The organism is Vibrio sp. B1ASS3 (genome assembly GCF_905175355.1).
Lineage (GTDB): Bacteria > Pseudomonadota > Gammaproteobacteria > Enterobacterales > Vibrionaceae > Vibrio > Vibrio owensii.
The window spans coordinates 85,202-103,687 of record NZ_HG992742.1 but is presented as its reverse complement, the minus strand read 5'-3'; the positions used below and the strand labels follow the sequence as shown (position 1 = coordinate 103,687).

Genomic DNA, 18,486 nt, shown 5'->3' with positions numbered 1-18,486 from the left:
TCATGGCAGTGTTGGTCACTCGTCCGGGAGAGCAAGGCATGGCGCTTTGCTCTCTGCTCGAAAGGCACGGCAAAACTGCAATTCATCATCCTCTGATCGACATCGTCGCCGATCTCAGCGACACACAACTCTCCAAATACATTGAAACCGCTCAAATCATCATTGCTGTTAGCCAACATGCGGTGCAATGCGCAGAGCAAATCTTGCAGAACCACGCTAAATCATGGTCTAAGCAGGCTATATACCTTGCCGTTGGTCAAAAAACAGCACACTATTTGAGCAAATGTACCCAACAGAAAGTACACTATCCACAAGTCAGTGATAGTGAGCACTTGTTGCAGCTTCCCGAGCTAAACAATGTAGAAAAACAAACAGTTCTGATCCTTCGTGGCAACGGTGGTCGAGAGCTGATAAAAGATGCATTGGTGAGACGTGGAGCAAAAGTTCACTATAGTGAGACTTATAAGAGAGAATTTATCCCATTCGATCCAGTAAGCTGTGTCTCACTATGGAAAACCCAACAAATCGACCAGATTATCGTCACCAGTGGTGAACAACTGGATTATTTGTGCAGCCAATTGACGTCAGAGCAATTGACTTGGCTTAATCAACAAGAGTTGTATATCCCCAGTCAGCGAATCGCTGACATCGCAATTCAACGGGGCTTCACTCAGGTCAGGTGCACAGGAAGCGCATCCAACCAAGAATTACTGGCTGCTCTCCAGCCCTAGCTACACAGGATATAGGCATGACAAGTAAAAATAACGACCAAAAGAATAACGATAAAAACCTTTCCGAAGAAACCACATCGGCACCGCTAGCTGAAAAAGACACGCCTAAGAAGGAATCTGAACCAAACAAGGCAGAATCAAAGCCTGCTGAGCCAAGCAAACCAGAACAACCAAACAAAGTTGAATTTGAAGAGAAGCAAGGCAAACGCGGCGTCAAGCTGGGTACTGTTGCTATCGTCTTATCACTGATTTTTGGTGGCGGTCTCACTTACAAAATGCTTGAGCAGCAATCTGAATACCAAACTCAGATCGCTCAACTGCAAAGCCAACTGGAACAAGCTCAATCAGCAATGAAGCAAGAGCTTAGCCAAGTAAAAGAAGAAACCATTGAAAAAACGACCACTGTCACTCACAAAGCAGAAGTGGTACTGGGTCAGCAACAAAAGAGCATCGAAAGCCTACAACTGGCTGTTGCTGATGTGAAAGGTCGTCGTCCAAACGACTGGCTACTGGCAGAAGCTGACTACCTAGTAAAACTGGCAGGTCGTAAATTGTTCTTAGAGCACGATGTAGAAAGTGCGACTCAATTGATGGAAAGCGCGGATCAACGTATCGCCGCGCTGAACGATCCAAGCTTAGTTGGTCTGCGTAAAGCCATGGCAAACGATATTACTAAGTTGCGTGTTGTTCCTTTGGTAGACCGTGATGGCTTGGTGTTGCGTCTAACCGCGTTACAACAGCAAGTCGACAAACTGCCACTTGCGAATGCTTTGCTACCAGAAGCAGCTGCGGTAGAGAAACAACAAGTGTCTGAAGACATTGCAAACTGGCAAGATAACCTGATGACGTCATTAAAAGACTTCTCAGAAAACTTCATCACCTTCCGCACTCGTGACGGCAACGTAATCCCTCTATTGTCACCACAACAACACTTCTACTTGAAAGAAAACATCAAAGCGAAGTTAGAGACGGCAATCAAAGCGGTTTACCAAGAGCAAGGTGAAATCTACACCACCTCTCTAGAGACAGCAGACAAATGGGCAATGGCATTCTTCAACCAAGACGACAACTCGGTGAAAGAATTCAACAAAACACTGAGCCAACTGAGCAAGCAAGACATTCAAGTTGAATACCCTGCGAAGCTAGAAAGCCAAAACCAACTCTCTGATGTGATTCGTGAACGTCTACGTCGTGAAGTGACCACTATGACAGGTACGGAGGATAAGTAATGGTTCGTCTTATTTTCCTATTTGTTGTTCTTGGTGCCGGCCTGTTCGTTGGCACTCAATTCTCAGGTCAGCAAGGTTATGTCCTGATCTCAATCGCGAATACAACGATAGAGATGAGTGTCACTACTCTAGTGATCTTTGTGATTGCCGCGTTAGCAGCGTTGTTCTTCTTAGAGTACCTAGTCAAGAAGTTGGTGTACGCAAGTTCAAGCACTTGGAACTACTTTAGTGTGCGCAAAATGCGTCGCTCTCGTCGTTACACCAACGAAGGCATCATCAAGCTACTTGAAGGTGACTGGAAAGGTGCAGAGAAGAAAGTGACACGTTGGGCAAATTATCACGACATGCCTCTTCTGTGTTACCTAGTGGCTTCAGAAGCAGCACAAGGTCAAGGTGACAAAGCGAAGCGTGACCAGTATCTAGAGCTAGCAAGCCAGCAAGAAAATGCGCACCTAGCAGTAGAACTGACTCGTGCAAAACAGTTTATTCGTGATAACGAATTCGAGTCTGCATTCGATACACTGCAAGCACTGAAAGGTCAGTACGCTAATAACTCAATTGTTCTTAACCTGTTAAAGACCACTTACATGCAGCTTAAGCTGTGGCAACCGCTGATCGATCTGATGCCTCAACTAAGCAAAGCCAAACTGGTTACGGAAGAGGAGCAAGCGGAGCTGGTTCAGAAAGCACAATGCGGCTTGCTACACGAAGTGGCTCAGCAGCAAGGCAGCGAAGGTCTTATCTCACACTGGAACGGTTTGCCACGTAAGATAAAACAAGACGCTCATTTGATCGGTTGTTTTGCTCACGAGCTCATCTCACGTAAAGCAGATAACGAAGCATTCACAGTAATCAAAGAAGCGCTGAAGAAAAGCCCAACACCGGAGCTGTACCAATTACTGCCTGAGCTAAACCTACCGGATAGTCACCCAGTAATCGTATTCTTGGAAGGTGTCTTGAAGCGTGAACCAGAAAACGCAGCGGCACAAAGTGCATTAGCGCACTTCTTCTTCCGCCAAGAAAAATGGCAAGAAGCGCAAGAGCACTTCGAGGTTGCGCTAAAACTTCGCTCAGACGTTTCTGACTATGCTTACCTGGCAGACACACTAGAGAAGCAAAACCTAACAAAAGCGGCTCACGAGGTCTCTCGTAAAGCGCTAACGCTAGTTCAAAACAACTAAGCGATTCAGAAAGTAAAAAGCCGACAGTTTACTGTCGGCTTTTTTATTGCCTGCAATTCCTCACGCCCTATCGTCTAACCGAGTGACTTCCTCAAGAGCAGAGAGTCCTCTACTGCCTATACCTGATTAGAAATAATCATCAAAGCTTCTGATGTTCATTCCAATCTGCTTTTATTCATGACATGAAGAACCGCGATCACTTCCTGCAAGACAGAGCGATTGGTTCTTAATGGTTAGGAGGGAAACTCACCTTCAAGAGCACAGTAAAGCGTAGTGATGGCCAAAGAAGTAACAGGCCCCATACAGCGCTTGGAGAACGTTTGTTATAAAAGCTAAAGCAAATCGGTTGTAAGTATTAAAAGGTGCTCAGACGAGCTGATACACATTGAATACTGCAGCGAGTAGAAACGCTCTTTTGTTGAGGCAATAGAGATAGGAATGGCAAGGAGAATGCTCAATCACTTTTCGCTAGACGGCAGCTTCTATAACCCTTCAAGGTGAAGATAACAGAACGCCTCAATGTACGGCTTAGCACAGAACTACTTATTACGTTGAGAGCAGAAGCGCTGCACTCGGTTAGGAAGTCACTTCACCTATTTGCCAGCACCAGAAACGACAAAAGCCCCCTGATTTATCAGCCTGTCTCTTATACACAAATCCCCAAGCTTATAGCTTGGGGATTTTTTTTGAACTCTTTAACGTGTGTGCGCTCTGATCACTTAAGAATCCTTACTGAAACACTAAGATGACACACTCAGACGCTAAACTTTGGGCACAAGAACAATTTGGACAAGCACAACTTAAAGACCCTCGAAGAACACAACGCCTCATCAGTTTAGCGACTTCCATTGCTAATCAACCAGGAGTCTCCGTGGCTAAACTTCCTTTTTCTCCCGCCGATATGGAAGGGGCATATCGCTTTATCCGCAATGAAAACATCGATGCAAAAGACATCGCTGAAGCAGGTTTTCAATCAACGGTATCTCGAGCTAACGAGCATGAGGAATTACTCGCGCTTGAAGATACAACAACGCTCTGTTTTCCTCATCGAAGTATAAAAGATGAACTCGGGCACACGAATCAAGGCGACAGAATTCGAGCTCTCCATGTACATTCGACGTTACTTTTTGCACCACAAAGTCAGACCATTGTTGGTCTTATAGAGCAACAACGATGGAGCCGAGATATTACTAAGCGTGGGCAAAAGCACCAACACGCGACTCGTCCTTACGAGGAGAAAGAGAGTTACAAATGGGAGCAAGCTTCTCGCCGTGTCGTTGAGCGCCTAGGGGATAAGATGTTAGATGTTATCTCGGTCTGTGACCGAGAAGCTGACCTATTCGAATACTTAACTTATAAACGTCAACATCAGCAGCGTTTTGTCGTTCGTTCAATGCAAAGCCGCTGTCTAGAAGAGCACGCTCAAAAGCTTTACGACTATGCGCAAGCGTTACCAAGCGTCCAGACAAAAGAGCTTACCATCCCCCAAAAAGGAGGAAGAAAAGCGAGAGATGTAAATCTTGATGTTAAATATGGTCAGGTGACATTAAAGGCTCCAGCAAACAAAAAGGAGCACGCAGGCATACCTGTTTATTATGTTGGTTGCCTTGAGCAAGGGACATCAAAAGACAAGTTAGCATGGCACCTCTTGACGTCGGAGCCAGTAAACAACGCTGAAGACGCCATGAGAATTATCGGTTATTACGAGCGTCGATGGCTGATTGAAGACTTCCATAAAGTCTGGAAAAGTGAAGGTACGGATGTGGAGTCACTAAGACTCCAAAGTAAAGGTAACTTAGAGAGGTTAAGTGCTGATGAATCCCCTAATGATTTTTATCAAAATCATTAAGTTAAGGTAGATACACATCTTGTCATATGATCAAATGGTTTCGCCAAAAATCAATAATCAGACAACAAAATGTGCGAACTCGATATTTTACACGACTCTCTTTACCAATTCTGCCCCGAATTACACTTAAAACGACTCAACAGCTTAACGTTGGCTTGCCACGCCTTACTTGACTGTAAAACTCTCACTCTTACCGAACTTGGCCGTAACCTGCCAACCAAAGCGAGAACAAAACATAACATCAAACGAATCGACCGATTGTTAGGTAATCGTCACCTCCACAAAGAGCGACTCGCTGTATACCGTTGGCATGCTAGCTTTATCTGTTCGGGCAATACGATGCCCATTGTACTTGTTGACTGGTCTGATATCCGTGAGCAAAAACGGCTTATGGTATTGCGAGCTTCAGTCGCACTACACGGTCGTTCTGTTACTCTTTATGAAAAGCGTTCCCGCTTTCAGAGCAATGTTCAAAGAAAGCTCATGACCAATTTCTAGCCGACCTTGCGAGCATTCTACCGAGTAACACCACACCGCTCATTGTCAGTGATGCTGGCTTTAAAGTGCCATGGTATAAATCCGTTGAGAAGCTGGGTTGGTACTGGTTAAGTCGAGTAAGAGGAAAAGTACAATATGCAGACCTAGGAGCGGAAAACTGGAAACCTATCAGCAACTTACATGATATGTCATCTAGTCACTCAAAGACTTTAGGCTATAAGAGGCTGACTAAAAGCAATCCAATCTCATGCCAAATTCTATTGTATAAATCTCGCTCTAAAGGCCGAAAAAATCAGCGCTCGACACGGACTCATTGTCACCACCCGTCACCTAAAATCTACTCAGCGTCGGCAAAGGAGCCATGGATTCTAGCAACTAACTTACCTGTTGAAATTCGAACACCCAAACAACTTGTTAATATCTATTCGAAGCGAATGCAGATTGAAGAAACCTTCCGAGACTTGAAAAGTCCTGCCTACGGACTAGGCCTACGCCATAGCCGAACGAGCAGCTCAGAGCGTTTTGATATCATGCTGCTAATCGCCCTGATGCTTCAACTAACATGTTGGCTTGCGGGCGTTCATGCTCAGAAACAAGGTTGGGACAAGCACTTCCAGGCTAACACAGTCAGAAATCGAAACGTACTCTCAACAGTTCGCTTAGGCATGGAAGTTTTGCGGCATTCTGGCTACACAATAACAAGGGAAGACTCACTCGTGGCTGCAACCCTGCTTACTCAAAATCTATTCACACATGGTTACGTTTTGGGGAAATTATGAGGGGATCTCTCAGGGTTAAGTGTCATCTATGCCTTTGTTGCGACACGTTTATTGGCGTTACGCTTCATTAAAGAGGTTGATGAGCTATCAACAGAAAGTTGTGAAAAGGTCTTGGGCAAAAAAGCTTGGAAGCTGCTGTGGTTGAAACTAGAAAGTAAGACGTTACCTAAAGAAACGCCGGATATGGGCTGGGCGTACAAGAGTCTCGCTAAATTAGGCGGTTGGAAAGATACCAAGAGGACGGGCAGAGCTTCAATAAAGGCACTTTGGGAAGGATGGTTTAAACTACAAACCATCCTTGAAGGCTACGAACTCGCAATGTCTCTTGATCACTAGACTTGTGATCAAGAGACAGGATTTATCAGCGGGCTTTCTTTGTAGTGACTGAGTTCGAGGACGATTAATCCTAAGTCGCGACTGACTTGGGACTTGATGCAAATCCCGTCTAATTCTCAAACGTCAGAAATGAAAAAAGCCTCGCTATTTCTAGCGAGGCTTCTTAATAGTGGCGGAGAGATAGGGATTTGAACCCTAGATACGCTATTAACGTATGCCGGTTTTCAAGACCGGTGCTTTCAACCACTCAGCCATCTCTCCACAAATTGTCATCAACAGATTAGTACACTGATGATGTTGTTACTTGTCTATACAGGTAACGATATTTAAAGCCTGGCGATGTCCTACTCTCACATGGGGAAGCCCCACACTACCATCGGCGCTAATTCGTTTCACTTCTGAGTTCGGAATGGAAATCAGGTGGGTCCAAATCGCTATGGTCGCCAAGCAAATTCTTTAATTCGGAAAGCTGTTTTAAGTTCTATTTACACATTCAATGTTCTTACATTGAGTCCATCAAAACCCCTTGGGTGTTGTATGGTTAAGCCTCACGGGCAATTAGTACAGGTTAGCTCAACGCCTCACAACGCTTACACACCCTGCCTATCAACGTTCTAGTCTCGAACAACCCTTTAGGATACTTAAAGTATCAGGGAAGACTCATCTCAGGGCTCGCTTCCCGCTTAGATGCTTTCAGCGGTTATCGATTCCGAACTTAGCTACCGGGCAATGCGTCTGGCGACACAACCCGAACACCAGAGGTTCGTCCACTCCGGTCCTCTCGTACTAGGAGCAGCCCCCTTCAATCTTCCAACGCCCACGGCAGATAGGGACCGAACTGTCTCACGACGTTCTAAACCCAGCTCGCGTACCACTTTAAATGGCGAACAGCCATACCCTTGGGACCGACTTCAGCCCCAGGATGTGATGAGCCGACATCGAGGTGCCAAACACCGCCGTCGATATGAACTCTTGGGCGGTATCAGCCTGTTATCCCCGGAGTACCTTTTATCCGTTGAGCGATGGCCCTTCCATTCAGAACCACCGGATCACTATGACCTGCTTTCGCACCTGCTCGAATTGTCATTCTCGCAGTCAAGCGGGCTTATGCCATTGCACTAACCTCACGATGTCCAACCGTGATTAGCCCACCTTCGTGCTCCTCCGTTACTCTTTGGGAGGAGACCGCCCCAGTCAAACTACCCACCAGGCACTGTCCGCAACCCCGATTAGGGGTCGACGTTAGAACATCAACACTACAAGGGTGGTATTTCAAGGACGGCTCCACAAATACTGGCGTACTTGCTTCAAAGCCTCCCACCTATCCTACACATGTAGGGTCAATGTTCAGTGCCAAGCTGTAGTAAAGGTTCACGGGGTCTTTCCGTCTAGCCGCGGGTACACTGCATCTTCACAGCGATTTCAATTTCACTGAGTCTCGGGTGGAGACAGCGTGGCCATCATTACGCCATTCGTGCAGGTCGGAACTTACCCGACAAGGAATTTCGCTACCTTAGGACCGTTATAGTTACGGCCGCCGTTTACCGGGGCTTCGATCAAGAGCTTCGACCGAAGTCTAACCCCATCAATTAACCTTCCGGCACCGGGCAGGCGTCACACCGTATACGTCATCTTACGATTTTGCACAGTGCTGTGTTTTTAATAAACAGTTGCAGCCACCTGGTATCTGCGACTCTCGTCAGCTCCATCCGCAAGGGACTTCACCATCAAGAGCGTACCTTCTCCCGAAGTTACGGTACCATTTTGCCTAGTTCCTTCACCCGAGTTCTCTCAAGCGCCTTGGTATTCTCTACCCGACCACCTGTGTCGGTTTGGGGTACGATTCCTTACAATCTGAAGCTTAGAGGCTTTTCCTGGAAGCATGGCATCAATGACTTCACTACCGTAGTAGCTCGACGTCGTGTTCAGCCTTAAGAGAAACCGGATTTACCTAATTTCTCAGCCTACGCACTTGAACCTGGACAACCGTCGCCAGGCCCACCTAGCCTTCTCCGTCCCCCATCGCAATTGTAAGAAGTACGGGAATATTAACCCGTTTCCCATCGACTACGCCTTTCGGCCTCGCCTTAGGGGTCGACTTACCCTGCCCCGATTAACGTTGGACAGGAACCCTTGGTCTTCCGGCGAGGAGGTTTTTCACCCCTTTATCGTTACTCATGTCAGCATTCGCACTTCTGATACGTCCAGCATGCGTTACCACACACCTTCAACCGCTTACAGAACGCTCCCTACCCAATGCACAAAGTGCATTGCCGCAGCTTCGGTTTACTACTTAGCCCCGTTACATCTTCCGCGCAGGCCGACTCGACCAGTGAGCTATTACGCTTTCTTTAAATGATGGCTGCTTCTAAGCCAACATCCTGGCTGTCTGAGCCTTCCCACATCGTTTCCCACTTAGTAGTAATTTGGGACCTTAGCTGGCGGTCTGGGTTGTTTCCCTCTCCACGACGGACGTTAGCACCCGCCGTGTGTCTCCCGGATAGTACTTACTGGTATTCGGAGTTTGCAAAGGGTTGGTAAGTCGGGATGACCCCCTAGCCTTAACAGTGCTCTACCCCCAGTAGTATTCGTCCGAGGCGCTACCTAAATAGCTTTCGGGGAGAACCAGCTATCTCCAGGTTTGATTGGCCTTTCACCCCTAGCCACAAGTCATCCGCTAATTTTTCAACATTAGTCGGTTCGGTCCTCCAATTGATGTTACTCAATCTTCAACCTGCCCATGGCTAGATCACCTGGTTTCGGGTCTATATCCAGCGACTGAGTCGCGCAGTTAACACTCGCTTTCGCTACGGCTCCCTAGATGGTTAACCTTGCCACTGAATATAAGTCGCTGACCCATTATACAAAAGGTACGCAGTCACACCACGAAGGTGCTCCTACTGCTTGTACGTACACGGTTTCAGGTTCTATTTCACTCCCCTCACAGGGGTTCTTTTCGCCTTTCCCTCACGGTACTGGTTCACTATCGGTCAGTCAGTAGTATTTAGCCTTGGAGGATGGTCCCCCATATTCAGACAGGATATCACGTGTCCCGCCCTACTCGATTTCACTTTATATGCGTTGCCGGTTACGGGGCTATCACCCTGTATCGCACAACTTTCCAGAAGTTTCACCTGACGCATAAAAAGCTTAAGGGCTAGTCCAATTTCGCTCGCCGCTACTTTCGGAATCTCGGTTGATTTCTTTTCCTCGGGGTACTTAGATGTTTCAGTTCCCCCGGTTCGCCTCGCTGCGCTATGTATTCACGCAGCGATACTAGCTTATGCTAGTGGGTTTCCCCATTCGGAAATCCCAGACTCAAATGGTTTTTACTACCTAATCTGGGCTTATCGCAAGTTAATACGTCCTTCATCGCCTCTGACTGCCAAGGCATCCACCGTGTACGCTTAGTCACTTAACCATACAACCCGAAGGAGTTTCGAGTTGATGTCAAATCACCAAAGTTGTCTCTCATTATTTGAATGAGCGAGAGACATTTCGATTTTGCCGGACTCAATTTCGAATAATCACTTAAAAGTGATATTCCCAAGAACACTTGAATGTGTTTTTTGGTGTTTGTCATAAAGACAAACATTGAGAACTTTACAATCAACAATAAATTGTTGATTTGTCAGCTTTCCAAATTGTTAAAGAGCTAGATTTCTTAATGAAACCATTTTTAAACACACTCGTAAGAATGCTTAAAGATGGTGGAGCTATGCGGGATCGAACCGCAGACCTCCTGCGTGCAAGGCAGGCGCTCTCCCAGCTGAGCTATAGCCCCATCAAGGTGTCGATACTGCATACCAACTTCAAAAGAAATTGGTGGGTCTGAGTGGACTCGAACCACCGACCTCTCGCTTATCAGGCGAACGCTCTAACCACCTGAGCTACAGACCCAGTATCGTCTCTTTTACTTATAAACCGTATCAATCTGTGTGGACACTCATCGTGAGTAATCATCGTTTAAGGAGGTGATCCAGCGCCAGGTTCCCCTAGCGCTACCTTGTTACGACTTCACCCCAGTCATGAACCACAAAGTGGTAAGCGTCCTCCCGAAGGTTAAACTACCTACTTCTTTTGCAGCCCACTCCCATGGTGTGACGGGCGGTGTGTACAAGGCCCGGGAACGTATTCACCGTGGCATTCTGATCCACGATTACTAGCGATTCCGACTTCATGGAGTCGAGTTGCAGACTCAATCCGGACTACGACGCACTTTTTGGGATTCGCTCACTATCGCTAGCTTGCTGCCCTCTGTATGCGCCATTGTAGCACGTGTGTAGCCCTACTCGTAAGGGCCATGATGACTTGACGTCGTCCCCACCTTCCTCCGGTTTATCACCGGCAGTCTCCCTGGAGTTCCCGACATTACTCGCTGGCAAACAAGGATAAGGGTTGCGCTCGTTGCGGGACTTAACCCAACATTTCACAACACGAGCTGACGACAGCCATGCAGCACCTGTCTCAGAGTTCCCGAAGGCACTAATCCATCTCTGGAAAATTCTCTGGATGTCAAGAGTAGGTAAGGTTCTTCGCGTTGCATCGAATTAAACCACATGCTCCACCGCTTGTGCGGGCCCCCGTCAATTCATTTGAGTTTTAATCTTGCGACCGTACTCCCCAGGCGGTCTACTTAACGCGTTAGCTCCGAAAGCCACGGCTCAAGGCCACAACCTCCAAGTAGACATCGTTTACGGCGTGGACTACCAGGGTATCTAATCCTGTTTGCTCCCCACGCTTTCGCATCTGAGTGTCAGTATCTGTCCAGGGGCCGCCTTCGCCACCGGTATTCCTTCAGATCTCTACGCATTTCACCGCTACACCTGAAATTCTACCCCCTCTACAGTACTCTAGTCTGCCAGTTTCAAATGCTATTCCGAGGTTGAGCCCCGGGCTTTCACATCTGACTTAACAAACCACCTGCATGCGCTTTACGCCCAGTAATTCCGATTAACGCTCGCACCCTCCGTATTACCGCGGCTGCTGGCACGGAGTTAGCCGGTGCTTCTTCTGTCGCTAACGTCAAATGATAGTGCTATTAACACTACCACCTTCCTCACGACTGAAAGTGCTTTACAACCCGAAGGCCTTCTTCACACACGCGGCATGGCTGCATCAGGCTTGCGCCCATTGTGCAATATTCCCCACTGCTGCCTCCCGTAGGAGTCTGGACCGTGTCTCAGTTCCAGTGTGGCTGATCATCCTCTCAGACCAGCTAGGGATCGTCGCCTTGGTGAGCCATTACCTCACCAACTAGCTAATCCCACCTAGGCATATCCTGACGCGAGAGGCCCGAAGGTCCCCCTCTTTGGCCCGTAGGCATTATGCGGTATTAGCCATCGTTTCCAATGGTTATCCCCCACATCAGGGCAATTTCCTAGGCATTACTCACCCGTCCGCCGCTCGACGCCGTTATCGTCCCCCGAAGGTTCAGATAACTCGTTTCCGCTCGACTTGCATGTGTTAGGCCTGCCGCCAGCGTTCAATCTGAGCCATGATCAAACTCTTCAATTTAAGATTTTGTTCGGCTCAATGAATACTGAACATTACATAAGTAATGTTTGAATTGACTGTGCTGAATCTTTCGATTCAATGGTCACTTCGTTTCATTGAAACCTAATTTGATACCGAAGTATCTAATTGGATTATCATCAACGAGTGCCCACACAGATTGATAGGTCTATATTTTTAAAGAGCTTGCTTATCGAGAAGTTTTTCTCTCAAAGCGGAGGTGCATTCTAACGAGATAATTGAGAGTGTCAAACACTTTTTTTCAATTTATTTTCTCAGAAGCTTTTCACCTCTCCGACTCTGCTGAAGCCTTATCGCGTCTGCCGTGTCGGTGGATGCGCATTATAGGGAACTCAGATCCGTTCGCAACCCTTTTTTGAAAAAAAATGGAAAAAACTGACTGTTCGATGACTATTTCATCAAAAAAGCAAAAAAGAGGGTAAAAAACCCTCTTTTTCTGCCTTAAAAGCCGTATTTAAATGAAAGCGTACGCGTCTGCGAACATACGTTCGCTCTTCGCTTTCTTGTTCTGAGTGAACTGTTCACGTGCTGCACCAGCCATTTCAAAGCGGCCTGCAATATAAATATCGTAGTTTTCTAAGCTTTCGAAATCTTCGGCTACTGCTTGTAGCACGTTACCAACTTTACCTTGCCAGTCTGCAGGTGCCTCTTCTACTACTGGAACAAAGTGAACGTTAGCAAACTTATCGGCAATCTCGACCAGTTCTTCTTTAGCATAAAGCTGGCAGTTGTCTCGTGCACCCCAGTATAAATAGATAGGGTTGGTTTTGTTCTGTGCAACACAGTGATCCAGAATCGAGCGCACGTAACTAAAGCCAGTACCACCAGCAATCAATAATAGCGGGCGTTCGCTTTCTTCTTGAACCCAAGCATCACCATGTGGAGCATCAATCTCGATATGACCATCTGTTTCTAGGGCAGCTTGCATTGCTTCTACGACTTCTAGTGCATAAGCATTGTGTTCCGCCGCACCGATGTGCAGTTCAAGCTCACCTTCATGGCGACAAGGACTGCTCGCAATAGAGAAAGGACGTTTGTCTTTTTCACCCATCACGACCATTAGGTACTGACCTGCTTTAAAAGGCACTGGTGATTCTGGGTGAAGAAGGATTTGGTAAGTATTACAAGCTAACGGCTGAATAGACTTTACTTTACATTGGATGGTCATGGTGTTCCTCTCGCTTACTCGTCAAAAGTAAGCACTAAATTACTTTCTGTATAGGCTTGGCAAGGGAATATCCAACCTTGCTGCTGCTCTTTTTCGGTTAGCATCGGTTCGAGGTGATAGCTCACCTCGCCCGTTAGCTTTTTACACATGCACATGGCGCAAGCGCCAACTTGGCAACGGTGCGGGAAGCGAATATTGTTGTTGAGCGCAGCTTCCAACACCGTCTCCCCTTCTTTTACTTGGAACGTAACGTCCATTGGTAGAAGGTGGACTTGATGACTCATAGAATACCTAACTGGTCCCAAATCTCATCGACTTTAGCCACAAGTTTAGGATCTTTTTTGATAGGCGTACCCCATTCGCGTGTGGCTTCAGATTCAAACTTATTGGTCGCATCGAGCCCAAGTTTAGATGAGCTACCCGCCTTACCACGAACTTGAGTGGTATCTCTGTCTGGATCCATTCGAGTTGTCACAGCCCAAATGATGTCATTCCAATCTTGTGCATTGACGTCATCGTCACACAAAATAATGAATTTGTTATCCGTGTACTGAGCAAAGAAGTCCCACAAGTATTCCATCAATGCTTGAGATTGACCGGCTTGGTCTTTCTTCATTGTTACAACAGCAAATTGGTTGTTTGCTGTGGCTGGTAGGTAGACATCGACAATTTCAGGACGTTGCTGTTTCAACTCATTCAGCTCTGCTTCGGTAATCGCTTTGCTGTCTCGTTCAGTGACCTCGGTTCGTGTCGCCAGCTCGGCATCCCACTTAATGGTTGCATCTAAGCCCATTTTGGAGCCAAGCCCAACCACAGGTGAAGCGAAGTCAAGCGAGTCGATTGGCGTGTTATCTATCATCAAAGTATCACGCACAGGATCCATATGCTCTGACATGGCTTTCACGACATCATTCCAATCTCGTGCGTTTACCGATTCATCGCACACAATAACAAACTTGGTATACATGAATTGACGCAAGAAAGACCACACACCCATCATTACGCGCTTGGCATGTCCTGGGTACTGCTTCTTCATGGTGACGACTGCCATTCGGTACGAACAACCTTCTGGCGGTAGATAGAAGTCTTCAATCTCTGGGAATTGCTTTTGCAGAATCGGCACAAACACTTCGTTTAATGCCACACCCAATACAGCGGGTTCATCTGGCGGACGACCTGTGTAGGTGCTGTGATAAATAGGGTCTTTACGCATTGTAATGTGCGTAATGGTAAATACGTGGTGCTTTTCTTTTTCGTTATAGTAGCCAGTGTGGTCACCGTAAGGGCCTTCATCAGCAAACTCGTTCGGGTCGATATAGCCTTCCATCACGATTTCCGCGCTCGCTGGCACTTCCAAATCATTACTGACTGACTTCACGACTTCCGTTTTGCTTCCACGCAGCAAACCTGCAAATGCGTATTCCGATAGCGTATCTGGCACTGGTGTTACTGCGCCAAGAATGGTTGCTGGGTCTGCACCAAACGCGACTGACACAGGGAAAGGTTTACCTGGATTGGTTTCCATCCAATCGCGCAGGTCAAGCGCACCACCACGGTGAGCTAACCAACGCATGATGATTTTGTTCTTGGCAATTTTCTGCTGACGATAAATGCCTAGGTTCTGGCGTTTCTTGTTTGGACCTTTGGTTACGGTTAAGCCCCAAGTAAGCAGCGGCGCAACATCTTCTGCCCAGCAGCTCATTACCGGAAGCTTATCCAAGTCGACTTCATCACCCTGCCAAACAATGTCTTGGCATGGTGCTTTACGTAAACGCTTAGCTGGCATGTTCAATACTTGTTTGAACACAGGCAGTTTTTCTAAAGCGTCTTTGAAGCCTTTTGGTGGCTCAGGTTCTTTTAAATAAGCCAGCAGCTTACCGACTTCTCTTAATTCTTTAACGTCTTCGCGTCCCATGCCGATTGCGACACGCTCTGGCGTACCAAATAGGTTCGTCAAAACAGGTATGTCGTAGCCGATTGGGTTCTCAAACAACAATGCAGGACCACCAGCACGCAAAGTGCGGTCACTGATTTCTGTCATTTCGTAAGCGGGATCGACGGGGTGAGTGATGCGTTTAAGTCGACCTTTCTGTTCTAGGTGGTCGATAAATTCGCGTAAATCCTTAAAACTCATAGGCCTTCATGCTGGCTGATTAAACTGTCTGCAGTATAACAAATAGGAGGACGCTAAGATCCTCCTATTTTGTGTGGGTATGTGAGCTAGATTGCTTCAATAGAAACAACACGAAGAAACGGTCTTTTGAAGTGTCATTACTTCAAGAATTCCTGAATTTGCCGCGCCTTCACCTGGCGATTGCTTGAAACAAGCTCTTCCAACCAAGATTGATGCCCCTGCTTCGCTAACTCTCTTGCAACCAAAGTGGCTTCTTCTGAAAGCGCCATCTTGGCTACTAGGAATTGTTTTACGTTCGGAGTAAGTGGATTGGATCTCGTGAGCAACTCAATCGCGTAAGGTTTTAAGGTTGGATTGACGGTGGCATTCATCAATTGTTGTAGTGAGAACTCATCGCTCACCTCAGCCAGTCTCTCAAGCTCTGTCTGGCTATTGTAATCTGCACGCATTCGCCATAGCAGATCATACATGGCCTCATCTTGGCTAACTTGCGCCAAACGCACCACAACGGCTGTTGAAGGCAACCAGCTGGTGACGTTTGCATGGGTTAACTGCTTGGTGAGCGCTTCAAGTGCGTTGGGAGACAAACTGTCTAGCTCGCGAATAAGTAACGCTTCTCTGGTTTGCACTTGCTGTGACGTACCAGTAAGCCAATCTTTCAAATCAAGCTCTTGTCGTTCCGCCGCTAAAACAAACTCCAACGTACTTTGGTCTTGCTTCCAGCGCTTAATCAGGCGACTGGCGATCGCAGGAAAATTAAACGCAGGCACACTAAATTCGTAACCATCACCACGTTCAAGTACTTGGTAAGTCGGCGTTATGCTGATCTGAGATTCGACAAAAATAGCCATTCTCGGCGTGAGGATGATTTCTTGCTGCTCTAGTTTTTCGAGCAATAGGAAGCGTACGACTTCTTGTTGAGGAAAAGCCAATCGGTCGAGGGCGAATTTGAGAGAGTCGACTTCGTCTCTGACTGCATAATCGAGCAATTCAGATACTTTGGTCTGTATATGGGTATCCTGAAGCCACTGTTCTACTACGGTTTCCTGCATTTCCTTGGCAGATAACGTCGCGGGTAGTGTGATAAGTGACAAGCTCAGGAGTAATGACGACAACATTCCTTGTTGCATGTTAACCTCCCGATAACATTTTCTTCATTCTGATACTTCTATCGGGAGAAAGCAATAAAAAAGCCACCGATATACGGTGGCCCTTCGCAGAATTACTTATCTGAGACTACTGACGACGCATTGCATCAAAGAATTCGTCGTTGGTCTTCGTCATCGCTAGCTTGTCGATTAGGAATTCCATTGCATCGATTTCGCCCATTGGGTGAACAATCTTACGTAGAATCCACATCTTCTGAAGCTCTTCGTTCTTAGTTAGAAGCTCTTCACGACGTGTGCCACTGCGGTTGAAGTCAATCGCTGGGAATACACGCTTCTCTGCGATCTTACGGTTCAAGTGGATTTCCATGTTACCTGTACCCTTGAACTCTTCGTAGATAACTTCGTCCATCTTCGAACCAGTATCAACTAGAGCAGTAGCAAGGATAGTTAGGCTGCCACCTTCTTCTACGTTACGTGCTGCACCGAAGAAACGCTTAGGGCGGTGTAGTGCGTTTGCATCCACACCACCGGTTAGTACTTTACCTGATGAAGGCACTACGGTGTTGTATGCACGAGCTAGACGAGTGATAGAGTCAAGCAGGATAACCACGTCTTTCTTGTGTTCAACAAGACGTTTTGCTTTCTCGATTACCATTTCCGCTACTTGTACGTGGCGAGAAGCTGGCTCATCGAACGTAGACGCTACTACTTCACCTTTAACTAGACGCTGCATCTCTGTTACTTCTTCTGGACGTTCGTCGATAAGAAGTACCATCAACTCACACTCTGGGTGGTTGTATGCGATGCTTTGAGCGATGTTTTGCAGAAGCATTGTCTTACCCGCTTTAGGCGGAGCAACAATCAGACCACGTTGACCTTTACCAATTGGCGATGCCAAGTCTAAAACACGTGCTGTGATGTCTTCTGTAGAACCGTTACCGCGCTCCATTACCATACGCTCGTTAGCGTGTAGAGGCGTTAAGTTCTCGAATAGGATCTTGTTACGAGCGTTGTCTGGTTTGTCGTCGTTAACTGTGTTGACTTTTAGTAGGGCAAAGTAGCGCTCACCGTCTTTTGGTGGGCGAATTTTACCTGCAATTGAGTCACCAGTACGTAGGTTGAAGCGACGAATCTGACTTGGCGAAACGTAGATATCGTCTGGACCAGCAAGGTATGAGCTGTCCGCGCTACGTAGGAAACCAAAGCCGTCTTGCAGAATCTCCAGAACCCCATCGCCAAAGATGTCTTCGCCGCCTTTTGCGTGCGCTTTAAGAATTGCGAAGATGATGTCTTGTTTTCTTAGACGAGCTAGGTTCTCAAGACCCAGGCTTTCGCCAAGCTTTACAAGGTCAGACACAGGTCTGTTCTTCAGTTCAGTAAGATTCATGGTGGTGGATGCTTGTTTAGTCAAAATAAGATCTGTTTTCTAGTTAAGATGGATTTGGTCTCAGGATCGACCAAGAAGAGAAATTTGTTCAATTAACGCGCGATAAGTTAGCACTAATTAATATTCTAGTCCAGAGTTAGAAAAACAAAACCGCGCATTGTCATATTGCACGGTTTTGTTTGTAATCACTTGGTGATTATAGGTTTGCGTCTAGGAACTCTTTTAGTTGAGTCTTAGACAAAGCACCAACTTTCGTTGCCGCTACGTTACCGTCTTTGAATAACAGTAGCGTTGGAATACCGCGAATGCCAAACTTAGGTGGTGTACCTGCGTTATGGTCAATGTTTAGTTTACCGATAGTGAGTTTGCCTTCGTACTCGTCAGCGATTTCGTCCAGGATAGGAGCGATCATTTTACAAGGACCACACCATTCTGCCCAAAAATCAACTAGAACCGGGCCTGCAGCGTTGATTACATCGTTTTCAAAACCGTCATCAGTAAGCTGCAAAATCTTATCACTCATCTTCCACTCCAATGTGTTTTTCGAAAC

General features: G+C 46.8%; 9 protein-coding genes, 3 tRNA genes, 3 rRNA genes and 3 pseudogenes. 6 read left to right on the top strand and 12 right to left on the bottom strand.

What is annotated here, in order from left to right; all coding sequences use genetic code 11:
- The first annotated feature begins 2 nt into the window (after positions 1-2).
- From KJB05_RS00495 to KJB05_RS00470, 6 genes and pseudogenes are all read left to right on the top strand, one after another.
- Positions 3-731, top strand: coding sequence for a uroporphyrinogen-III synthase (locus tag KJB05_RS00495; protein WP_009705176.1), 729 nt, complete (start codon positions 3-5; stop codon positions 729-731).
- 17 nt (positions 732-748) lie between these two features.
- A complete protein-coding gene (locus tag KJB05_RS00490; RefSeq protein WP_208445417.1) occupies positions 749-1,960 on the top strand; it encodes a uroporphyrinogen-III C-methyltransferase in 1,212 nt (403 codons plus the stop codon).
- On the top strand, positions 1,960-3,141 hold the full coding sequence (locus tag KJB05_RS00485) for a heme biosynthesis HemY N-terminal domain-containing protein (RefSeq protein WP_208445416.1): 1,182 nt from the start codon (positions 1,960-1,962) through the stop codon (positions 3,139-3,141). The genes KJB05_RS00490 and KJB05_RS00485 overlap by 1 nt, the downstream gene beginning before the upstream one ends.
- A 745-nt stretch (positions 3,142-3,886) precedes the next feature.
- Positions 3,887-4,997: pseudogene (locus KJB05_RS00480) on the top strand (IS4 family transposase); the annotation flags it as partial.
- A gap of 62 nt (positions 4,998-5,059) precedes the next feature.
- Positions 5,060-6,267, top strand: a pseudogene (locus KJB05_RS00475) (IS4-like element ISVsa5 family transposase).
- A 15-nt stretch (positions 6,268-6,282) separates the two neighbouring features.
- Positions 6,283-6,603 (top strand): annotated as a pseudogene (locus tag KJB05_RS00470) (IS4 family transposase); the annotation flags it as partial.
- Between the two features lie 170 nt (positions 6,604-6,773).
- Here the strand turns inward: KJB05_RS00470 and KJB05_RS00465 are convergent.
- From KJB05_RS00465 to trxA, 12 genes are all read right to left on the bottom strand, one after another.
- Positions 6,774-6,864: transfer RNA gene (locus KJB05_RS00465), tRNA-Ser, on the bottom strand.
- A 70-nt stretch (positions 6,865-6,934) separates the two neighbouring features.
- Positions 6,935-7,051, bottom strand: a 5S ribosomal RNA gene (gene rrf / locus KJB05_RS00460).
- 89 nt (positions 7,052-7,140) lie between these two features.
- Positions 7,141-10,024: ribosomal RNA gene (locus KJB05_RS00455) — 23S ribosomal RNA — on the bottom strand.
- Positions 10,025-10,311: 287 nt separating this feature from the next.
- A tRNA-Ala gene (locus tag KJB05_RS00450) sits at positions 10,312-10,387 on the bottom strand.
- A gap of 39 nt (positions 10,388-10,426) precedes the next feature.
- Positions 10,427-10,503, bottom strand: a tRNA-Ile gene (locus KJB05_RS00445).
- A gap of 67 nt (positions 10,504-10,570) precedes the next feature.
- Positions 10,571-12,120 (bottom strand): 16S ribosomal RNA (locus KJB05_RS00440).
- Together the 16S, 23S and 5S rRNA genes with 3 tRNA genes alongside form the textbook arrangement of a ribosomal RNA operon.
- Before the next feature lie 472 nt (positions 12,121-12,592).
- Positions 12,593-13,306, bottom strand: a complete 714-nt coding sequence (gene fre, locus KJB05_RS00435; protein ID WP_005451180.1) for an NAD(P)H-flavin reductase — start codon at positions 13,304-13,306, stop codon at positions 12,593-12,595.
- A 14-nt stretch (positions 13,307-13,320) separates the two neighbouring features.
- A complete protein-coding gene (locus tag KJB05_RS00430; RefSeq protein WP_009696789.1) occupies positions 13,321-13,590 on the bottom strand; it encodes a 2Fe-2S iron-sulfur cluster-binding protein in 270 nt (89 codons plus the stop codon).
- Positions 13,587-15,440, bottom strand: coding sequence for a 4-hydroxy-3-polyprenylbenzoate decarboxylase (gene ubiD, locus KJB05_RS00425; protein ID WP_208445823.1), 1,854 nt, complete (start codon positions 15,438-15,440; stop codon positions 13,587-13,589). The genes KJB05_RS00430 and ubiD overlap by 4 nt, the downstream gene beginning before the upstream one ends.
- 137 nt (positions 15,441-15,577) lie before the next feature.
- Positions 15,578-16,570 (bottom strand): hypothetical protein, encoded by a 993-nt coding sequence (locus KJB05_RS00420; protein ID WP_039843020.1) that lies wholly within the window; start codon positions 16,568-16,570, stop codon positions 15,578-15,580.
- A 106-nt stretch (positions 16,571-16,676) separates the two neighbouring features.
- The gene (rho, locus tag KJB05_RS00415; protein ID WP_005440042.1) at positions 16,677-17,936 is read right to left on the bottom strand and encodes a transcription termination factor Rho; all 1,260 of its coding nucleotides are present in this window, start codon (positions 17,934-17,936) and stop codon (positions 16,677-16,679) included.
- 196 nt (positions 17,937-18,132) lie between these two features.
- Complete coding sequence (trxA, locus tag KJB05_RS00410; RefSeq protein ID WP_004745500.1) at positions 18,133-18,459, bottom strand: thioredoxin TrxA; 327 nt, start codon at positions 18,457-18,459, stop codon at positions 18,133-18,135.
- Positions 18,460-18,486: the final 27 nt, after the last annotated feature.